We start from the raw sequence: 20,076 nt of genomic DNA on the forward strand, positions 1-20,076 counted from the left end.
GTACGGTGGCCATTCCGGCAACCCGGCCTTGATTTCTTCTTGGCTAAAATACCCGGATCACGACGCAGCCGCCCGTGGGCGTTTCGGCATTCAACGCGCCGTTTCGCGGCGGCCTCAGCTACCGCCCGCCCCTTGGTAGACACCCTGTTCCTTCAGCGCGTCCGCGACTTCTTTCGGCATGTAGGTCTCGTCATGCTTGGCGAGGATCTCGGTCGCCTCAAAAACACCGTCGCGGTAGCTTCCTGTGCCGACCATGCCCTGATCTTCCTCGAACAGATCCGGCAACACACCGCGATACGTCACCGGGACCACCGCGCCGCCATCGGTCACGTTAAAGCGGATAACTTCGCCCTGCCCGCGCTTTATGCTGCCGGCCTCGACCAGCCCACCGATGCGAAAGACCTCGGATGCGCTTGGCGGTTCGGCCATCACCTGGCTGGGCGAGCGAAAGAAGTTAATCCCGTCGCGCATGCCGTATCCGACAAGCGCCGTGGCCATTATCAGCGCCAGCGCCGCGATCGCCACCACCTGAACCCGCCGTGTCTTTTTCAAGGATCTCATCGATCTCGTCTCTCGTTACGGAAAGACCGGGGCCAGCATCAGACCCATTGTCTCAGGTAAAGATAACATCAGGTTGGCGTTTTGCAACGCTTGTCCGCTGCTGCCCTTGGTGAGATTGTCCAGAGCGGCGACGACGATCACGCGCCCCGCCCGACGGTCGGCGACCACACCGAGATGGCAGAAATTGCTGCCCCGGACATGCCGCGTGCTGGGCACCTCGCCGAAGGGCAGCACCTCGATGAACGGCTCGGCCGCATAGGCGCCGGCCAGCGTTTCATGCACCGCGCCCGCATCGCCGCGCACGTAACCGGTGGCGAGAATACCGCGATTCGCGGGCACGAGATGCGGGGTGAACTGGATCTCGACCGGGCGCCCAGCGATGGCGGTGAATTCCTGATCAAACTCGCCCAGGTGCCGGTGCGTGCCACCCGCGGCATAGGCGTGAAACCCTTCCGACAGTTCGGCATGCAGCAGGTTTTCCTTGAGGCTGCGCCCCGCGCCCGACACGCCGCATTTCAGGTCGAGGATGATCTCGTCCAGATCGATCACCCCGGCGGCGATCAGCGGCCGCAGCAGGTATTGCCCGGTGGCCGCGTTGCAGCCCGTGCCCGCCACCAGCCGCGCGGCGGTAATATCCTCGCGATAGAACTCGGTCAGGCCGTAGACCGCCTCGGCCTGTAACTCGGGCGCGGCATGTGGGTTGCCGTACCATGTCTGGTAATCAGCCGGATCGCGCAGCCGGAAATCGGCCGACAGATCGACGATCTTCAGATCACGCGGCAGCTTTGCAATCACCTCTTGGCTGGTCTTGTGCGGAAGCGCGCAAAAGCACAGGTCGATGCCCGAGAAATCCACCTCGTCGACGGTCACGAGGTCGGGCAGGTCGAGGTGACGCAGATGGGGAAAAACCTGCGCCATGCGCTGGCCGGCCTTGGCATTGGCCGACAGCGCCGCGATTTCCAGATCGGGATGCGTGGCGATCAGGCGGACAAGCTCGGCGCCGGTATAGCCCGATGCCCCCAGAATGGCGATTTTATGCGTCATGTCATCCTCTCGCAGCGCTTTTGGACGGTCTAAGGGGTTCAAGTCATCTATGCAACGCAGGGCACATGAAGGCCCGTGTCAGATGGAGCAAAAGCTGATGTCACGGCGCAGAAATTGCGTGGCGCGGGTCGAGACGCGGATCGGATCGCCCGTGGTCAGGAACAGCGCATCCTCGCCCGTGCCGCGCATGGCGGGATGGCGGGCCAGGTAATCGGCCAGACTGTCGGCCACGAGACGCGGCTGCGAATAGACGGCAACGTCTGGTCCGAGTGCCGCGCGGAACACATCCTCGAGCAGTGGATAATGCGTGCAGCCCAGCACGGCCGCCTGCGGCTGTGGCATCTTCCGCTTCAGCGCCTCGACATGCGACCGCACCAACGCCTCAGCCAGGATCATGTCACCCTCTTCGATGGCATCCACGACCCCGCCGCAGGCTTGTGCCTCTACATCGACACCGATGGCCCGGAAGGCCAGTTCGCGCTGGAAGGCGCGGCTGGCGACGGTGGCGGGTGTGGCAAACAGCGCGACGTTCTTCACGGCGACCTCTCTGGGGGGCGAGTTGTCGCCCCATTGCCGTTCGGTCAACGCCTCGATCAGCGGCACGAAGACACCCAGCACGCGTTTGTCACGGGGCACCCAGGATTCCTGCATGCGACGCAGGGCGGCGGCCGAGGCCGTATTGCACGCCAGGATCACCAGGTCGCAGCCGGCATCGAACAGCCGCGCCACCGAGGCCGTGGTCAGATCGTGAATGTCGTCGGCGTCCCTCACACCGTAGGGCGCATGCGCATTGTCACCCAGGTAGACGAGGGGCACGTCCTGCAGCCGCGCGCGCACCGCGTCCCAGACCGTCAGCCCGCCCAGCCCGCTGTCGAAGATCCCTACCGCCATGTCGCATCCCGTTCGCGGGCTCAGTCGTATTCGAACCCGATCTCGCCTGCGGCGACCGGGCTTGGCGACAATTCATAGGTCTTCGAGCGCAGGAACGCCATCAGCGATTTCGTGTCCCCGGCATGCCGTGCAAGCTGTGCACGGGGAATCGCGTCGCCCACGACGACCCGCACCGGCGTATCCACGCGTTTGCGGAATTCCTGCATCAACAGCCCCATGCGCAGGGTGTAATGCAGGTGGCTGGCAAGCTGGAACAGGCGGCTGGTATGGCCGTCGAAATAGACCGGCACCACGGTCGCCTCGCTTTTGGCGATCATCCGCGCTGTAAATCCACGCCAGCCCGGATCCAGCGGCCGCGAGAACGGCTTGGCCGATGTGCTGACCGTGCCGCCGGGAAAGACGCCGATCGCCCCGCCCTGCCCCAGGTAGCTTAGCGCGTCGCGCCGGCTGGCAAGATTCAGTGCCAGCGCCTCGCGGCTGCCATCGAAACTGATCGGCAGGATCACGCGTTCGATGTCCGTGGCCTTGCGAAAGACCTGGTGCGCGAGGATGCGGAAATCACCGCGCGTACTGCTCAGGATATGGCCCATCATCAGACCGTCGAGGATCCCGTAGGGATGGTTGGCGATCAGCACCAGCGGCCCCTCGCGCGGGATGGCGTCGAGACTGCCGCCCACGACGTCAAGCGTCAGGCCATATCGTTCGACGATCACCTGCCAGAAGTCGCGGCCCATGGCGACGTCACGCTCGTAGCCTGCGGCGCGCTTGATCAGCGCGACGCGTCCGGTCAGGTTCTCCATCGTGCGGATCATCGCCCGCCCGCCCCGCGTCTGGGCGGAATGGGCGTAGGAAATGTCACGGGCGATGTGGCGGTCGGTCTGCATCGGTCGATCCCTTTGTTCGGGCGGGGAGTCGTTCCCGCACCCGTGAAGACTACACGACGCTTTTGCCTCTTTCCCGTGACTGTTTCGTGACGCTCACTCCGCTGCCTGCGCCAATTCCGGCCCGCCCGCGCGGATTGTCGCCAGCAATTCCTCGCGGCGCTTTTCGGCCTTGGCCGCGTTGGCCTGCTTGACCGGGCCGAAGCCCTTGATGCTCAGAGGCAGATCCGCAAGCGCGATCACCGCATCGCGGGTCGCGGCGTCACATTTCGGCAGGACTTCGGCCATGTCGGCCTCGTATTGCCGGATCAGCGCGCGTTCCATCTTGCGTTCGGCGTTGTATCCGAACGGATCGAACGGCGTGCCGCGCAACGCCTTCAGCCGCGCCAGTAGGCCGAACCCGCGCAGGATCCACGGCCCGAAGGCGCGCTTTTGCGGCCGCCCGTCGGCGCCGGTTTTCGACAGCGCCGGCGGCGCCAGATGGAAGGTCATGCGAAAGTCGCCGCCGAACTCGGCGCGGGCCTTTTCGGCGGTCTGCAGGTGCAGGCGCGCGACCTCGTATTCGTCCTTGTAGGCCAGCAGCTTGTGATAGCCTTTCGCAACGGCCTCGCGCAGCTCGGCATCCTCGATCCCGTCGATCATACGGCGATAGCGTTTCGCCAGCCCCTTGCCCTGATAGGCGCGCAGGTGATCGACGCGGGTCGCGATCCGGTCGTCGAGGGTCTTTGGCTTGGCCACGACATTTGGCGTCAGCAGCTTGTCCACCTTGTCGGGGTAAAGCGCGGCATACCGTCCGATGTCAAAGGCGCGCAGGTTATTGTCCACCGCCGCACCATTCAGGCGGATGGCCTGCGCGATCGCCTCGAAGCTCAACGGGATCAGCCCGCGCTGCCACGCCGCGCCGAAGATCATCATGTTGGAATAGATGGAATCGCCCATGACCTTCGCGGCCAGATCCGAGGCGTCGAAAAGCTGCACACCCTCGCGCAGCCTCGCCTCCAGCGATAGGCGCAAGCGGTCGGTAGGCAACCGGAAGTCGGTGTCGCGGGTGAAATCACCGGTCATGATCTCGTGGCTGTTGACCACCGCCCCGGTCTTGCCCGGTCGCGTCAGCCCCAGCGTCGCGGACCCGGCGCTGACCACCAGGTCGCCACCGATCAGCGCATCGCATTCACCGGTCGCCACCCGGATCGCGTTGATGTCGCCCGGCTTTTCCGCGATGCGGCAATGGATATGCACCGCGCCGCCCTTCTGGGCCAAACCGGCCATCTCCATCATGCCGGCGCCCTTGCCGTCGATCTGCGCCGCCTGCGCCATCACCGCACCGATGGTCACGACGCCGGTGCCGCCTACGCCGGTGATCACGACGTTATGCGTGCCGTCAATCGCGGGCAGCACCGGGTCGGGCATGTCGGGCAGGGTCAGATCGGTGGTGCCGTCCTTGCGTGGCGTCGCACCTTCGAGCGTGACAAAAGATGGGCAAAAGCCCTTGAGACAGGAAAAATCCTTGTTGCAGCTCGACTGGTCGATCGCCCGCTTGCGGCCAAGTTCCGTCTCGACCGGAACGATCGCGACACAGTTGGATTGCGCCCCGCAATCGCCGCAGCCCTCGCAGACATCGGTGTTGATGAAGACGCGGCGATCGGGATCGGGGAAGGTGCCGCGCTTGCGGCGGCGCCGCTTTTCGGCCGCACAGGTCTGGATGTACAGCAGCACGCTGACCCCCTCGATCCGCGCCAGCCGTTCCTGCACCTTCGGCAGGTCCGCGCGCTCGGCAATCTCGGCATCCGCGGGGAAGGACTTGGGATCGACATCCTCTTTCTCGTCATAGACCACCGCCAGATGCTGAACGCCCATTGCGCGCAGTTCGGCGGCGATTCGCGGCGCATCCAGCCCGCCATCGTTGCCCTGCCCGCCGGTCATCGCGACGGCGTCGTTGTAGAGGATCTTGAAGGTGATCGTGGTCCCCTGCGCCAGTGCGGCGCGAATGGCCTGCACGCCGGAGTGGTTGTAGGTGCCATCCCCGAGGTTCTGAAAGACGTGGCCGCGTTTGGAAAACGGCGCCTCGCCGATCCAGTTGGCCCCTTCCCCGCCCATATGGGTGAAGCCGGTCGTCTCGCGGTCCATCCACTGCACCATGTAGTGACAGCCGATCCCGGCATAGGCGCGGCTGCCCTCGGGCACGGTCGTGGACGAGTTATGGGGGCATCCCGCACAGAAATAGGGCAACCGCGTCGCGATTTCCTCGGCGTTGTCGCCGGCGCGCGCCTCGGACAGCGCGTCAAGCCCGGCCTTTATCCGGTCGGTGCCGCGCCCCTCTTCGATCAGGACGCCCCCCAGCTTTTCGGCAATCCAGATCGGGTCGAGCGCGCCGCGCGTCGGGAACAGCTCCTCGCGGTGCATGCCGCCGGCGCCGCCCTTGTACCAGCCATAGACGCGGCGGCCGCGCCGGTCGTCAAATATGGCCTCCTTGATCTGCACCTCGATCAGCTTGCGCTTTTCCTCGACGACGACGATCAGGTCCAGCCCCTCGGCCCAGTCGTGAAACCCTTTCATGTCCAGCGGAAAGGTCTGCCCGACCTTGTACGTGGTCAGGCCCAGTCGTTCGGCCTCGGCCGCGTCGATGCCCAGAAGTTCCAGCGCGTGCACCAGATCCAGCCAGTTCTTGCCGGCCGCGACGAACCCTATCTTCGCGCCCGGCTTGCCCCACATGCGCTTGTCCATGCCGTTGGCGTGGCTGAATGCCTCGGCGGCGAAGCGCTTGTAGTCGATCATCCGCGCCTCTTGCGCGTGCGGCGTGTCGTGCAACCGGATGTTGAGGCCCCCGTCGGGCAAAGGCACATCGGGCGTGACAAGGTGCATCCGGTCGGGACGGCCATCGACGACCGCGGTGGCCTCGACGGTGTCCTTCATCGTCTTCAGGCCCACCCAGACCCCGGCAAACCGGCTGAGCGCATAGCCGTAGATCCCGTAATCAAGGATCTCCTGCACGCCGGCGGGGCTGACCACGGGCATGTAGGCATCGACCAGCGCCCATTCGCTTTGATGCAGCACGGTCGAGGATTCGCCGGTGTGGTCGTCACCCATCGCCATCAGCACGCCCCCCAGCGGCGAGGTGCCGGCCATGTTGGCGTGCCGCATCACGTCGCCGGAACGGTCGACGCCCGGCCCCTTGCCGTACCACAGCCCGAACACCCCGTCATATTTGCCCTCGCCGCGCAATTCCGCCTGCTGGCTGCCCCAGAGGGCGGTCGCGGCCAGATCCTCGTTCAGACCCTCCCGAAACCGCACATTGGCCTCGGCCAGAAATTTCTCGGCGCGGCGCATCTGCATATCGACGGCCCCCAGCGGCGAGCCGCGATAGCCCGTGACATAGCCCGCGGTGGCGTGGCCGGCGGCGCGGTCGCGCGCGGCCTGCATCAGCATCAGGCGCACCATCGCCTGCGTACCGTTCAGAAGGACCGGCGATTTGTCCAGATCGAACCGATCGTTCAGCGTGATTTCCTGTCTGGTCATGTCGCTCTCCCGTGGCTGATCAGCTTTGAAGCATGATACCGCAATATAAGGTCACAATATATGACCTACCAAGCGGAAATTCACGAAAATACTTTGCCCTCGCTATCGCCGTGCCGGATATGTCTGCTATTGCGTGACGCGGCACGCGAATTTCAGAAAGTTATGACGATGGATTGGGACAAGCTCAGAATATTTCACGCTGTGGCGGATGCGGGCAGCCTCACCCATGCGGGCGATCAGTTGCACCTGTCGCAATCGGCCGTATCTCGCCAGGTGCGCGCCCTCGAAGAATCGCTCAACGCCACGTTGTTTCACCGTCACGCGCGCGGGCTGATTCTCACCGAACAGGGCGAATTGCTGTTCGACGCCACCCGCGCCATGCTCAAGCGTCTCGACGCGGCCACCGCCCGCATCCGCGACAGCGAGGAAGAGGTGTTCGGCGAATTGCGCGTCACCACCACGACCGGGTTCGGCACGCTGTGGCTCGCGCCGCGCCTGACCAAGCTTTACGACAAGTATCCGGATCTCAAGATCGACCTGATGCTCGAGGAACGCGTTCTCGACCTGCCGATGCGCGAGGCCGACATCGCCATCCGCATGAAGGAGCCGTCCCAGGCCGACCTGATCCGCAAACGCCTGATGAGCGTGCATATGTGCCTTTACGCCACGAAGGGCTATCTCGAACGTCACGGCGCCCCCACCTGTGTCGAGGATTTGCAGCATCACCGGCTGATCTGCCAGAACCCGCGTTCGGCGCAGGTGGGCGCGGCGGCCCTGCTGGTGCGGGAATTGACCACGAACGACATCACGTCCCTTCTGACGGTCAACAATTATTTCGGCGTGCTTCAGGGCGTGTTGCACGGGCTCGGGATCGGGGTGCTGCCGGATTACCTGATTCGCGACTTTCCCGAACTCGAGCGCGTGCTGCCCGATATTTCCTCGAACGAGGTGCCCGTCTTTCTCGCCTATCCGGAAGAGCTGCGGCAATCCAAGCGGATTGGTGCGTTCCGCGATTTCGTTCAGGACGAGATCATCGCGTATCGCAAAAAGATCAAGGAACAGACACTTGGCTGATAAATTGCGCAAGCGGTGTACAGGCTATGCCCCTGCTGCATAGCGGCCATGCTGCACCCGCAGCATGATTTGCCTTGATCGGTCAGGGGGCCGTATCTATCTGGATCGTATGGCGGTGATGGCCAATCGGCGATCATCATCATACCTCCCTGTTGGACTTCGGCCGAGCCTTGTGCTCGGCCTTTTTTTTGTTTGCCCGCAGATTGGGCATCGGGTCAGTTCGGCAGGCAACCGCGCTAGCGGGCCAAACCTGACGGCATACCGGCCCGGGGTGCGACGGCGCGATGCACCGTCGTCGTCCGAAATCGCGCTGAACTCGGACCTGCCGCATGTCATCCACATCCATCTGCGACCGGAGCCGCGACAGGGCCTTACGGGTCTGCGTGCCGGGCCGTATCCATCTGCAACCGCTCGGCACCTGCCTGCCTCAGCGCGCGGCGCGCGCCCCTTCCACCTGCGCGGCCCATGCTTTAAACCACGTCGAAACCGCAGCAGCGAGAGAGCCCACCCCATGTCCGACCCGTCCATAACGCCCGACCTTGTTGCGGCGCACGGCCTCAAGCCCGACGAATACGACCGCATCCTGCAAATCATCGGTCGCGAGCCCAGCTTTACCGAACTGGGTATCTTCTCGGCCATGTGGAACGAGCATTGTTCCTACAAGTCCTCCAAACGGTGGCTTCGCACCCTGCCCACTACCGGCCCCCAAGTCATCTGCGGCCCCGGCGAGAATGCGGGCATCGTCGATATCGGCGACGGGCAGGCAGTGGTCTTCAAGATGGAAAGCCACAACCATCCGTCGTATATCGAGCCGCGTCAGGGGGCGGCCACCGGCATGGGCGGCATCCTGCGCGACGTGTTCACCATGGGCGCACGCCCGATTACCGCGATGAACGCGCTCAGCTTCGGCAGCCCCGACCATCCACGCACGCGGGCGCTCGTGCATGGCGTGGTCGAGGGGATCGGCGGCTACGGTAACTGCTTCGGGGTGCCCTGCGTCGGCGGCGAGGTGCGCTTCGATCCGGCCTATGACGGCAACTGCCTGGTCAATGCCTTTGCCGCCGGGCTGGTGGACGCCGACAGCATCTTCTATTCGGCGGCCTCGGGCGTCGGCATGCCGGTGGTCTATCTCGGCGCCAAAACCGGCCGCGACGGCGTCGGCGGCGCCACCATGGCCTCGGCCGAATTCGACGACAGCATCGACGACAAACGGCCCACCGTGCAGGTCGGCGACCCGTTTACCGAAAAGCGCCTGATGGAGGCGTGTCTGGAACTGATGGCGACCGGCGCGGTGATCTCGATCCAGGATATGGGCGCGGCCGGGTTGACCTGTTCGGCAGTGGAAATGGGCGACAAGGGCGGGCTGGGCGTCAAGCTGCAGCTCGACGCGGTGCCGCAGCGCGAGGACGGCATGACCGCCTACGAGATGATGCTGTCGGAAAGCCAGGAACGCATGCTGATGGTCCTGCGTCCCGAAAAGGAGGCAGAGGCGCGCGCGGTCTTCGAGAAATGGGATCTCGACTTCGCCATCGTTGGCGAGACACTGGCCGAGGACAGGTTTCTTGTGATGCAGGGCAACAGTGTCAAGGCCGACCTTCCGCTCGCCCAGCTTTCCGGCGCCGCGCCCGAGTATGACCGCCCGTTCGACGATCCTGACCCGGCAGAACCACTTGACCCGGTCACGGTGCCAAAGGTCGACCCCATCGATGCGCTGCGCGCGCTCATCACCTCGCCCAACTACTGCTCGCGGCAATGGGTCTACGAGCAATATGACACGATGGTGATGGGCGATTCCGCCCGTACCCCCGGTCAGGGCGCCGGGCTGGTGCGTGTGCACGGCACCGACAAGCTGCTGGCATTTACCGCCGACGTGACCCCGCGCTACGTCGCCGCCAATCCCGAGGAAGGCGGCAAGCAGGCCGTGGCCGAGGCCTATCGCAACCTGTCGGCGCTTGGGGCCATCCCGCTTGCGGCCACCGACAACCTGAATTTCGGCAATCCCGAAAAGCCCGAGATCATGGGCCAGTTCGTAAATGCCATCAAGGGCATTGGCGCGGGCTGCACGGCGCTGGACATGCCGATCGTGTCGGGCAACGTCTCGCTCTACAACGAGACCGACGGCACCGCAATTCTGCCCACCCCCACGATTGGCGCGATCGGGCTGATCCGTGATCCCGAATCCGCGATCACCGGGGTGGCCCGCGACGGGCACGTGGCGCTTTTGTTGGGCAGCACCCACGGTCATCTCGGGCAATCCGCGCTGCTGGCCGAGGTGTTCAACCGCGCCGAGGGCGACGCGCCGCATGTCGATCTCGACGCTGAACGACGCCACGGCGACTTCATCCGCGACAATCACGCGAACATCAAGGCCTGCACCGATCTGGGCGATGGCGGCCTGGCTCTGGCAGCCTTCGAGATGGCCGAGGCGGCGGGCGTGGGCATCCGTCTCGACTCCGACGACACGGCGACCCTGTTCAGCGAGGATCAGGGCCGCTACCTCATCGCCTGCAATTTCGATGCGGCCGAGGCATTGATGATCGCGGCAGGTCGCGCGAATGTCCCGCTCTGGACCGTGGGCCGTTTCACCGGCGACACTGTCCGCATGGGCCGCATCGAGGCGCCGCTGTCGGACCTGTCCGCGCTGTACCGCTCCGGCTTCGGTGCCCTCTTCGACTGATCCGGGCTGCGACGCACCCTTGCGCTCGGCCTGTGCAGGTTCTACTTTTCCACCATAGGAACTCAACAAGGTGTGCCAAACCATGCTCGCATCCGATCTAGAGGCGCTGATCCGCAACGCCATGCCAGAGGCTCGCATCCGGGTGGAAGGCGATGACGGGGTGCATTTCTCCGCCGAAGTCATCGACGAAAGCTTTCGCGGAAAGAACCGCGTACAGCAGCAGCGGATGGTTTACGCCGCGCTCAAGGGCAAGATGGATGGGCCCGACGGGGCGGTGCACGCGCTCGCGCTTACCACAAAAGCCCCTGACTAATCCTAATGGAAGCACGCTATCTCGCCCTCCTCATCCTTGTCCCCTTCGTGGCGGTATTCGTGTACGCCACATGGCACGAGTACAGACGGTTCAAGGCCGAGGGGCGAAACACGTTCGGGTTGAACTACGACCCGGAAACCAACACCACCCATATCGGCGCGATCCCCGAAGATGAGGAAGGGTTCGATCCGCACGATTTCGACCCCGACCTGCTTGAGACCGAGGCCAAAGAGCAGGAAGACCGCGCCGCCAAGGACCAAGACGACGCAGAAGATCCCGCAGACACGGACACGTCACGCGACACCAGACATCTCGACAAAGACGACAAACTACAGGAAACCCGCACATGACCGACGCCAAGACACGCATCGAAGACACCGTGAAAGCCAGCGACGTGGTGCTCTACATGAAAGGCACCAAGGACATGCCGCAATGCGGCTTTTCCAGCCGCGTCGCCGGCGTGCTCAATTTCATGGGGGTGGAGTTCACCGACGTGAACGTCCTTGCCGACGAAGATATCCGGCAGGGCATCAAGGACTATTCCGACTGGCCCACCATCCCGCAGCTCTACGTCAAGGGCGAGTTCGTGGGCGGGTGCGACATCATCACCGAGATGACGCTCTCCGGCGAGCTTGACCAGCTTTTCGCGCAAAGCGGTGTCACCTTCGACAAGGACGCCGCCGACAAGATCCGCGACGCCAACGCCTGAACGATCCAAGGGTGGCGGCACCACGCGGCCCGGCCGAGGGGGCAAGATCCGCGCTCCGGCCCTGTTGTACCGGCGGGGGCGCGGATTTCATTTCAAGGGCGCTGGACAGCGCGCCCCGATCGGACCGGTTGTCAGACACTCGTGATTTCTTGAAAAGGCCGCCCCATGCCCGATGACCGCCGCGATTCCGACCCGATGGACGGGCTCGCGCGCCTCGTCGAGATCATGGCACGCCTGCGCGACCCCGAGACGGGATGCCCATGGGACATCGAGCAGGATTTCGCCAGCATCGCGCCCTATACCATAGAAGAGGCGTACGAAGTCGCCGACGCGATCGAGCAGGAAAACTGGTCCGACCTGCAGGGTGAGCTTGGCGATCTCCTGTTGCAAGTGGTGTTTCATGCCCGCATCGCCGAGGATCGCGGCCTGTTCGACCTCGGTGCGGTGGCCAACGCAATCTCGGACAAGATGATCGATCGCCATCCGCATGTCTTCGGCGACGAAAGCCGCGACAAGACTGCAACCCAGCAAACCCTCGACTGGGAAGCCATCAAGGCGCAAGAACGCGCCGCAAGCAAGAAAACCGGCACGCTAGACGGTGTCGCGCTCGGCCTGCCGGCCCTGCTGCGGGCAGTAAAACTGCAAAAACGCGCTGCGCGGGTCGGCTTTGACTGGCCAGAAACCACGCATGTTCTCAGAAAGATACAGGAAGAAGCCGAGGAACTGCATGAAGCGACCGTGCAGGCCGATCCCGATCACATAGAGGAGGAATTCGGCGACCTGATGTTCGTCATGGCCAACTTCGCACGGCACATGAACCTCTGCCCCGAGACCGCGCTGCGCCGCGCCAACGCGAAATTCACCCGCCGGTTCGAGCGGATCGAGGCGCTACTCAAGGCGGCGGGCAAGACACCTGACGACTCTGATCTTGCGGACATGGACACGCTCTGGAACCACGCCAAGGCCGAGGAACGCGGCCAGATCTGATCCCGGCCGCGTTTCTTCTTGGCAAAAATACCCAAATCCCGCCACGTGCCGTCAAGTCCTCACCCCAGTGCGGCGCTGCACCGTTTGCATGTCCCCGGATGCGCATGCGTGCCGACATCCGGCAGGATCTTCCAGCAGCGCTGACATTTCGAACCCTCCGCCCGCTCGAAGACCACGCCCACGGTGTCGATCTCGGGCAGCCGGAACGCCTCGGCGGGGCGCGGATCGGCGGTCAGCGAGATATCAGAGGTGATGCAGATATCCTCGAAATTCACCGATTTCAGCGCCTCCAGCATCTCCGCGTCGCGCACATGCACCACCGGCGCAGCCTCTAGGCTGGCGCCGATCACCTTGTCGGTGCGTTGCACCTCCAAGGCGGCGGTCACGACACGTCGCGCGGCCCGCACCTGTGCCCATTTCGCCGCCAGCGGCTCGTTCAGCCAATCCGCGGGCGTGTCGGGGATGTCCACAAGGTGAACCGAGCTGCCTTTGCCGGGGAACCGTTCCAGCCAGACCTCTTCCATGGTGAAGACCAGCACCGGGGCCAGCCACGTGGTCAGCCGGTGAAACAGCAGGTCCAGCACGGTGCGCGCGGCGCGGCGCCGGGCCGTGTCGCCATCGCAATAAAGCGCATCCTTGCGGATGTCGAAATAGAACGCCGACAGCTCGACCGTGGCAAAGTTGAAGATCTGCTGATAGACGCCTTGGAAATCATAGGCTTCAAAGCCGGTCCTGACCTTGTGATCAAGCTCGGCCAGACGGTGCAGCACCCAGCGTTCCAGCTCGGGCATCTCGGCAGGGTCCACGCGGTCGGCTTCGGTGAAATGCGCCAGCGATCCCAGCATGAAACGCATCGTGTTGCGCAGTCGACGATAGCCGTCGGCGACCCCTTTCAGGATTTCCGGCCCGATCCGCAGATCCGCCGTGTAATCCGCCTGCGCAACCCAGAGCCGCAGGATATCGGCGCCGTATTGCTTGGTCACATCGTCGGGGGCCACCGTATTGCCGAGCGATTTGGACATCTTGTTGCCCTTTTCGTCCAGCGTGAAGCCATGCGTCAGCACCCCGCGATAGGGCGCGTGGCCGATCGTCCCGCAGGCCTGCAGCATCGAGGAATGGAACCACCCGCGATGCTGGTCCGTGCCTTCGAGATACAGGTCCGCGATGCCGTCTTCGCTGCCATCCTCGCGGTCGCGCAGCACAAAGGCATGGGTGGAGCCTGAATCGAACCACACATCAAGGATGTCATCGACCTTTTCCCACGCCTCGGGATCGACGAGGCCCGACAGGAACCTGTCCTTCGCGCCGGGCTTGTACCAGGCGTCCGCGCCTTCTTCCTCGAACGCCGCGAGGATCCGGGCGTTCACCTCTTCATTGCGCAAAAGGTATTCCGAATCCGTGGGTTGCGCGTCTTTTTTCACGAAGCACGTGAGCGGCACGCCCCAGGCGCGTTGCCGCGACAGCACCCAGTCGGGCCGCGCCTCGATCATCGCATGAAGGCGGTTGCGCCCCGTTTTCGGCGTCCATGTCACAAGCTCGTCGATCGAGCGCAGCGCGCGCTCGCGGATCGTCTTGCCGTAGATGTCCTTGCCGTCACCAACCTCGCGGTCGATCGCGGCGAACCATTGCGCGGTGTTGCGGTAGATCACCGGTGCCTTGGACCGCCAGCTATGCGGGTAGCTGTGCTTGATCTTGCCACGCGCCAGCAGCCCGCCAACCTCGGCCAGCTTGTCGATCACCGCCTTGTTGGCGTTGCCTTCCTTGCCCTTGCGGTCAAGTATCTCGGTCCCGCCGAAGAACGGCAGATCGGGGCGGAAGCTGCCATCGTCCATCACGTTGTACGTGATGACCTGATCGAGCATCCCGAGACCGCGATAGAGGTCGTATTCCTCCATCCCGTGGGATGGGGCGCAATGCACGAAACCGGTGCCTTCCTCATCGGTGACGAAATCGGCGGCGCGGAAATCGCGTGGCGCGTCCCATTCGCCCTGAGATCCCTCGCTCAGACGCAGAGGGTGGTGGACCCATGCAATCTGGCTTGGATCGACATCGCCGAGGCGTTTATATTGGTCTTCTTCAAGACGTGCCTTCGTAAGAACTTCGGCGGCAAGATTGTCAGCAAGTACAAGATGTTCACCGACTTCTGCCCAACATTCTTGAGGCGTATCTGTAACTTCGTAGAGGCCGTAGGAAATATCCTCGCCATAGACCACGGCCTTGTTGGACGGGATGGTCCATGGCGTCGTTGTCCAAATAACCACCTTGGCACCGTGCAACGGGTGATCTGGCATCACCATCGCCTCTTGGTGTTCGCTGCTGAATGTCGCTCCGACCTCGAACTTCACCCAGACCGTGAAGCTTTCCTTGTCGTGATACTCCACCTCCGCCTCGGCGAGCGCGGTCTTCTCGATGGGGGACCACATCACCGGCTTCGAGCCCTGATACAGCGTGCCGGTCATCAGGAAGGTCTGGAACGCCTCGGCGATGATCCGCTCGGCGCGGTAATCCATCGTGAGATAGGGTTTGTCCCATTTGCCGGTGACGCCGAGGCGCTTGAACTCGTCGCGCTGCACGTCGATCCAGCCTTCGGCGAACTCGCGGCATTCGCGGCGGAACTCGACAATGTCGACCGTGTCCTTGTCCATGCCCTTGGCGCGGTACTGTTCCTCGATCTTCCATTCGATCGGCAGGCCGTGGCAATCCCAGCCGGGGATGTAGCGTGCGTCGCGCCCCATCATCTGCTGGCTGCGCACCACCAGATCCTTGAGGATCTTGTTGAGCGCGTGGCCGATATGCAGGTGCCCGTTGGCGTAGGGCGGACCGTCATGCAGGGTGAAGGGCGCCCGCCCCTGTGCCCGCTCGCGCAGCCGGTCGTAGATGCCGATCTCCTCCCACCGGGCAAGCCAGTCGGGCTCTCGCTTGGGCAGGCCGGCACGCATCGGAAACTGGGTTTTCGGCAGGTTGAGCGTATCTTTGTAATCGGGTGTGTCAGAACACATGGGTGACGTCCTTTGTCACTGGGTGTTGAAATCTCGGGGGGTTCTGGGGCGGCGCGATGAAGTTCGCCAAATGTCCCGGCAGCTCGGAAACGTCAGAGCGCCGGGCATGTAATTCGAATGAGGATCGCTGAGGCTTGGATCATGGATTGCCTTATAGGCCCGTGCCCGGCAAGCGTCCAGAGGGCGCGACCCACGCTTTCTTGAAAAGAAAGCGATCCGAAATCTTTCAAGGATTTCGTCGCCCTCTGCGTCCTGGGACGCGACAGCCCCTTGCACAGCGGTGCGGGTGAAGGCATCTCGATACCATGAACACCGCCTTGCCCCCCCGGTTCGACATCACCCGCCCCGAGATCGAGCGCGTGGTCGCGGCCTTTTACGCGGCGGTGCGCGCGCATCCGGGTCTTGCCCCGGTCTTTGCGGTCCATGTGGACGATTGGCCCGCGCACGAGGCGAAGGTCGCAGATTTCTGGGCGAACGCGATCCTGCATGAGCGCAGCTATGACGGCAGTCCGATGACCGCGCATGTGCAGGCGCGCAACGTGCGTCCCGGCATGTTCTCGACCTGGCTCGACCTCTTCGACAGCGTCCTGCGTGTCGAATTGCGCCCGGATCAGGCCGCGGCGTGGTCGGCGCTGGCGCATCGCATCGGGCGCAGCCTGCGCGCCGGCGTGGTCGAGCGCGAGACGCTGGCGGGCGGGGTGCCGAAACTGCGCTGACGCTCAGCTTTTGCGCGCGAAAAGCCCGGTCAGCGCGCGTTTGACCATCCCCGTCACCGACGGGCGTGCGGCCCGCAGGAATGGCATCGGGCGGCAGACCTCGATCGTGGCGACGCCGACCCGCGCGGTCAACGCGCCGTTGACCACGCCCTCGCCAAAGCGGCGCGACACCTTCGACAGCATGTTGCCGCCCGCGACGCTGCTGATCATGTCGTCCCCCACCGCGACGGCCCCGGTCGCCACCAGATGCGCCATCACGCTGCGCGTCAGGCGCCAGCCGCCCAGCACCCCGGCGCGGCCCCCGTAGATTTCCGCGATGCGCCGGATCATCCGCAAATTGATCAAAAGCGCGCCCACCACGTCCGCCAGCGCCAGTGGAACGAGCGCCGTCACCGTGGCCACCTGACGCGCCGCAAGCTCGATCTCGCGCGTGGCCTGCACATCGAGCGGCGACAGCAATTCGGTCTCTGCCAGTTCAAGCAGCGACGCCGGGTCGAGTTGTTCGGCCTCTCGATCCTTCAGCCGGGCATGGTTCCAGCGAAGCTCTGCGCGCGCCTGGTAAAGCGTGCGCAGGCGTGCCACCGTGGTGCGCGCGGTGCCGAGATCCTCGTCGGCGATGGCGCCCTCTGCCGCGCTCCGCAGACTGTCGAGGCGGTTGAGCCGTGCAAACGCGGCCATTTCGCGCAGGGCGATGATGGCCGCAACCACGACAAGGGCCCCGCCCATCACCGCCACCGCATAGCCCAGCAGCGGGGCCCGAGAGATGAGGCTTGCCGCGAAATCCCAGGCCGCCACGGTGACCGCAGTACCAAGCAACCCCAGGACAAGACCCCAGAACAGGCGTGCCAGCGGCGATGGCGGCCGCGCGGCATGTGCCATCGCCGCCTGCATCGCGCGCCCCTCGGGCGGGGCCGCGTCGTCGGGTACCGGCGGTGCCCGGTCCGGAGCGGCCGTGTCGTCCGCGTCCATGTCGATCAGAACAGGACCCCTGCTCATGCCGTTCTCCTTGCGTCTTGCCAGATCATGAGGATGTCGGGCAGCCCCTCGTCATTGCCAGCGCCCTGCCCCTGCACGACCTCCGTGAAGCCTTGCCCGAGGTAAAAGGCACGCGCCGGAATGTTTGCAGACAGGACCCAGAGGTCGAGCATGTCTGACCGGGTCTTCGCCTCGGACAAGAGCGCGCGACCGACGCCCCGCCCGCGCCGGTCGGGGGCCACGTAGAGCGCATGCACGCGAGTGCCGTCGCAGACGATGAACCCCGACACACCGGCCGTATCCCGCATCACCCTGACCCAGCCCCGCGCCGTGACCCATCCCAGGGCGCGCAGATCGTCAAGCGGGCTGCGCACCTTCGGCAGCCATGGTGTGGCACGGGTGAAGGCCCAGAGGATCGCGGCGATCCGCGGCAGGTGCCACAGGCGGGCGCGCATGGTCCTCACAACCGATCCCCGATCAGAAACTGCGCCGCACGATCAAGACGGATGTGCGGCGGCCCTTCACCGCGGCGCAGATCAAGCGGGGCGGGCGCGAAGCGCATGGCCTTGTAGGGACCGTCGGGCCAGTCTGTCGCCCCCTCGCGGGCGGCTGACAGCAATCGCCCCGGATCGACCGGCAGTTCGCCGGCGTGAAAGGCCGCCTGGCGCCCGGTCTCCAGCAGTCGGCCACGCACGCAATCGAGGGCGCGGCCGCCATGCTCGACCCGATCCTCCACGGTGGTGCGCAGCGCCGCGAGCGCCATGGCGCGGGTCTCGGTGCCCGCGAACTCGGCCCGGTCGCGCGCGGCGCGCAAGAGCGCCTCCATGATCGCGGTCAGGCGGGCATGCTGCGTGTGGTGAAGGTGATCGGCCTTGGTCGCGGCGAACAGGATCTTTTCGACCCGGCGTCCCAGCAGAAGCTGGGTAAGGAACGCGTTGCGACCGGGTCGGAATGCGCCGAGGATCTCGGCCATGGCGCGGCGCATGTCCTCGACCGCCGAGGGCCCCTTGTGCAGCGCATCCAGCGCATCGACAAGGACCACCTGCCGGTCGATCCGCGCGAAATGATCGCGAAAGAACGGGCGGACGACCTCGCGCTTGTAGGCCTCGAACCGGCGCGCCATCTCGGCGCGCAGGCTGCGGCGCGGATCGCGCCCGCCGCCCGGCAGCGGCGCGAACGTGACGACGGGCGAGCCGGCAAGATCACCCGGCAGCAGGAACCGCCCCGGCGTGCAATCGTAGAACCCGTCCTCGCGGGCTGCGGTCAGATAGGCGGTAAAGCCCTGCGCCAGACGCTGTGCGGTGGCCTCGTCAAGCGGCTGGCCGCCATCGATCTCGCGCATCTGTTCGAGATACCGCGCCGCTTGAGGCCGCCCCTCGATGCGATCCAGCACCTCGGACGCCCATTGGTCATAGCTTTTTTCCAGCAGCGCCAGATCAAGCAGCCATTCCCCCGGATAATCGACGATGTCGAGATGCACCACGCGCGGCCCGGTCATGCCGGAGAAGAAACCCGAGGGCCGCACGCGCAGCGACAGGCGCAGTTCAGAGACCGCGCGCGTGCTGTGCGGCCAGTGCGGATCGGGCCCGGTCAGCGCGGCAAGCTGCGTTTCGTAGTCGAAGCGCGGCAGGGTCACGTCGGGTTGCGGTTGCAGGTAGGCGGCCAGAATGCGCCCCTCGTTCTCGGCTGCGAGGCCCGGCATGCGCGCGCGGTCCATCAGGTTCGCGACCAAAGAGGTGATGAACACCGTCTTGCCCGCGCGCGCCAGCCCGGTCACCCCCAGCCGGATCACCGGCTCGAACAACGCGCCGGATACCCGATCGCCAAACCCTTCGATGCCACGTGTCAGCCCGTCGGCCAGTCCTGTAAACGCCAATGCCGCGCCTTTCCTTGCTGGGCGCAGGATAGGGGTCCGGCCGGGGGCTTTCCAGAGGCCATTTTGCCCTCGCGGCCCCGTCGGGCCGGATGCCACGGTCGATTGCACGCTGGCGCCACCGGGTGTTTTTTCGCAGAAGACGCCGCAACACGATCATGGCCAAAGTCGGGTTTCTTGGATATGACACGCAAAACCGACGGGGAGCGTCATCACATGGCCGAAAACGAGCAGCCACAGATCTATCTGATAAGCCCGCCCGAGGTCGATCCGGAGATATTTCCTGCCCGTCTTGCCGAGGTCATGGACCGTTTTCCCGTGGCCTGCCTGCGTCTGAGCCTTGCGACGCAGGACGAGGTGCGGATCGCCCGCGCGGCGGATGCCTGTCGCGATGTGGCGCATGCGCGTGACGTGCCCCTCGTGATCGACAGCCACGTGATGATGGTCGAACGGTTGGGGCTGGACGGCGTGCATCTGCCGGACGGGCCGCGATCCGTGCGCGCGGCGCGCAAGGCGCTTGGCGATGATGCCATCGTCGGGGCGTTCTGCGGCACCTCGCGGCATGATGGGATCGGGGCCGGCGAGGCGGGCGCGGATTACGTCAGCTTCGGACCCGTGGGCACCAATGCGCTTGGCGACGGGCGCCATGCCGAGCTTGACCTGTTCAGCTGGTGGTCGGAGATGATCGAGCTGCCGGTCGTGGCCGAAGGCGCGCTGGACGACGCCGCGATCAGCAGACTTGCGCCGGTCAGCGATTTCTTCGCCTTCGGCGAAGAGATCTGGCGCGAAGAGGATGCCGGGGACGCGCTGCAGCGGATGCTCGGGGTGATGCACGCGGCGCTAGAGACGGGCTGACACGG

Annotated in this window: 17 protein-coding genes; 8 read left to right on the forward strand and 9 right to left on the reverse strand. The window is 64.8% G+C overall.

All coding sequences use genetic code 11. The features are described 5' to 3' along the window. Positions 1-114: 114 nt before the first annotated feature. The 5 genes from ccmE to ACROSR_RS05850 all read right to left on the reverse strand — a co-directional run bounded on the left by ccmE (position 115) and on the right by ACROSR_RS05850 (position 6,893). A complete protein-coding gene (gene ccmE / locus ACROSR_RS05830) occupies positions 115-561 on the reverse strand; it encodes a cytochrome c maturation protein CcmE (protein ID WP_432682998.1) in 447 nt (148 codons plus the stop codon). Positions 562-576: 15 nt separating this feature from the next. Continuing rightward, entirely contained in the window at positions 577-1,605 is a 1,029-nt protein-coding gene (gene argC / locus ACROSR_RS05835) for an N-acetyl-gamma-glutamyl-phosphate reductase (RefSeq protein ID WP_432683000.1), read from the reverse strand. A gap of 78 nt (positions 1,606-1,683) precedes the next feature. Beyond that, complete coding sequence (locus ACROSR_RS05840) at positions 1,684-2,496, reverse strand: glutamate racemase (protein ID WP_432683002.1); 813 nt, start codon at positions 2,494-2,496, stop codon at positions 1,684-1,686. Positions 2,497-2,516: 20 nt separating this feature from the next. Continuing rightward, on the reverse strand, positions 2,517-3,380 hold the full coding sequence (locus tag ACROSR_RS05845; RefSeq protein ID WP_432683004.1) for a lysophospholipid acyltransferase family protein: 864 nt from the start codon (positions 3,378-3,380) through the stop codon (positions 2,517-2,519). A gap of 93 nt (positions 3,381-3,473) precedes the next feature. Further along, on the reverse strand, positions 3,474-6,893 hold the full coding sequence (locus ACROSR_RS05850) for an indolepyruvate ferredoxin oxidoreductase family protein (protein WP_432683006.1): 3,420 nt from the start codon (positions 6,891-6,893) through the stop codon (positions 3,474-3,476). A gap of 168 nt (positions 6,894-7,061) precedes the next feature. Between ACROSR_RS05850 and ACROSR_RS05855 the strand changes: the two genes are divergently transcribed. The 6 genes from ACROSR_RS05855 to mazG all read left to right on the forward strand — a co-directional run bounded on the left by ACROSR_RS05855 (position 7,062) and on the right by mazG (position 12,653). After that, the gene (locus ACROSR_RS05855; protein WP_432683008.1) at positions 7,062-7,967 is read left to right on the forward strand and encodes a LysR family transcriptional regulator; all 906 of its coding nucleotides are present in this window, start codon (positions 7,062-7,064) and stop codon (positions 7,965-7,967) included. A gap of 511 nt (positions 7,968-8,478) precedes the next feature. Continuing rightward, positions 8,479-10,644 carry a phosphoribosylformylglycinamidine synthase subunit PurL gene (purL, locus tag ACROSR_RS05860; RefSeq protein WP_432683010.1) on the forward strand — a complete coding sequence of 722 codons (2,166 nt, stop codon included), beginning with the start codon at positions 8,479-8,481 and terminating at the stop codon, positions 10,642-10,644. Positions 10,645-10,726: 82 nt separating this feature from the next. After that, positions 10,727-10,957, forward strand: coding sequence for a BolA/IbaG family iron-sulfur metabolism protein (locus ACROSR_RS05865; RefSeq protein WP_432683012.1), 231 nt, complete (start codon positions 10,727-10,729; stop codon positions 10,955-10,957). Positions 10,958-10,962: 5 nt separating this feature from the next. Further along, on the forward strand, positions 10,963-11,307 hold the full coding sequence (locus ACROSR_RS05870; RefSeq protein ID WP_432683014.1) for a hypothetical protein: 345 nt from the start codon (positions 10,963-10,965) through the stop codon (positions 11,305-11,307). Further along, entirely contained in the window at positions 11,304-11,666 is a 363-nt protein-coding gene (grxD, locus tag ACROSR_RS05875; protein WP_432683016.1) for a Grx4 family monothiol glutaredoxin, read from the forward strand. The genes ACROSR_RS05870 and grxD overlap by 4 nt, the downstream gene beginning before the upstream one ends. A gap of 165 nt (positions 11,667-11,831) precedes the next feature. Next, a complete protein-coding gene (gene mazG / locus ACROSR_RS05880) occupies positions 11,832-12,653 on the forward strand; it encodes a nucleoside triphosphate pyrophosphohydrolase (RefSeq protein WP_432683018.1) in 822 nt (273 codons plus the stop codon). Between the two features lie 59 nt (positions 12,654-12,712). Here the strand turns inward: mazG and ileS are convergent, their stop codons facing one another. Then, positions 12,713-15,652: an isoleucine--tRNA ligase gene (ileS, locus tag ACROSR_RS05885; RefSeq protein WP_432683020.1), complete on the reverse strand. Its 2,940-nt coding sequence runs from the start codon at positions 15,650-15,652 to the stop codon at positions 12,713-12,715. A 305-nt stretch (positions 15,653-15,957) separates the two neighbouring features. Between ileS and ACROSR_RS05890 the strand changes: the two genes are divergently transcribed. Beyond that, positions 15,958-16,368: a group III truncated hemoglobin gene (locus tag ACROSR_RS05890; protein ID WP_432683022.1), complete on the forward strand. Its 411-nt coding sequence runs from the start codon at positions 15,958-15,960 to the stop codon at positions 16,366-16,368. A 3-nt stretch (positions 16,369-16,371) separates the two neighbouring features. Here the strand turns inward: ACROSR_RS05890 and ACROSR_RS05895 are convergent, their stop codons facing one another. The 3 genes from ACROSR_RS05895 to ACROSR_RS05905 are packed head-to-tail and all read right to left on the reverse strand — an operon-like array spanning position 16,372 to position 19,219. Next, on the reverse strand, positions 16,372-17,364 hold the full coding sequence (locus tag ACROSR_RS05895) for a YcjF family protein (RefSeq protein WP_432683024.1): 993 nt from the start codon (positions 17,362-17,364) through the stop codon (positions 16,372-16,374). Further along, positions 17,361-17,798 carry a GNAT family N-acetyltransferase gene (locus ACROSR_RS05900; RefSeq protein WP_432683026.1) on the reverse strand — a complete coding sequence of 146 codons (438 nt, stop codon included), beginning with the start codon at positions 17,796-17,798 and terminating at the stop codon, positions 17,361-17,363. The genes ACROSR_RS05895 and ACROSR_RS05900 overlap by 4 nt, the downstream gene beginning before the upstream one ends. Before the next feature lie 5 nt (positions 17,799-17,803). Next, positions 17,804-19,219: a YcjX family GTP-binding protein gene (locus tag ACROSR_RS05905; RefSeq protein WP_432683028.1), complete on the reverse strand. Its 1,416-nt coding sequence runs from the start codon at positions 19,217-19,219 to the stop codon at positions 17,804-17,806. Positions 19,220-19,432: 213 nt separating this feature from the next. On the opposite strand from ACROSR_RS05905, the gene ACROSR_RS05910 reads away from it, so the two are divergent. Then, positions 19,433-20,071 carry a thiamine phosphate synthase gene (locus tag ACROSR_RS05910; protein WP_432683064.1) on the forward strand — a complete coding sequence of 213 codons (639 nt, stop codon included), beginning with the start codon at positions 19,433-19,435 and terminating at the stop codon, positions 20,069-20,071. The last annotated feature ends 5 nt before the right edge of the window (positions 20,072-20,076 follow it).

It is taken from the genome of Roseovarius tibetensis (genome assembly GCF_050896375.1).
In the GTDB taxonomy this organism is placed as follows: domain Bacteria; phylum Pseudomonadota; class Alphaproteobacteria; order Rhodobacterales; family Rhodobacteraceae; genus Roseovarius; species Roseovarius tibetensis.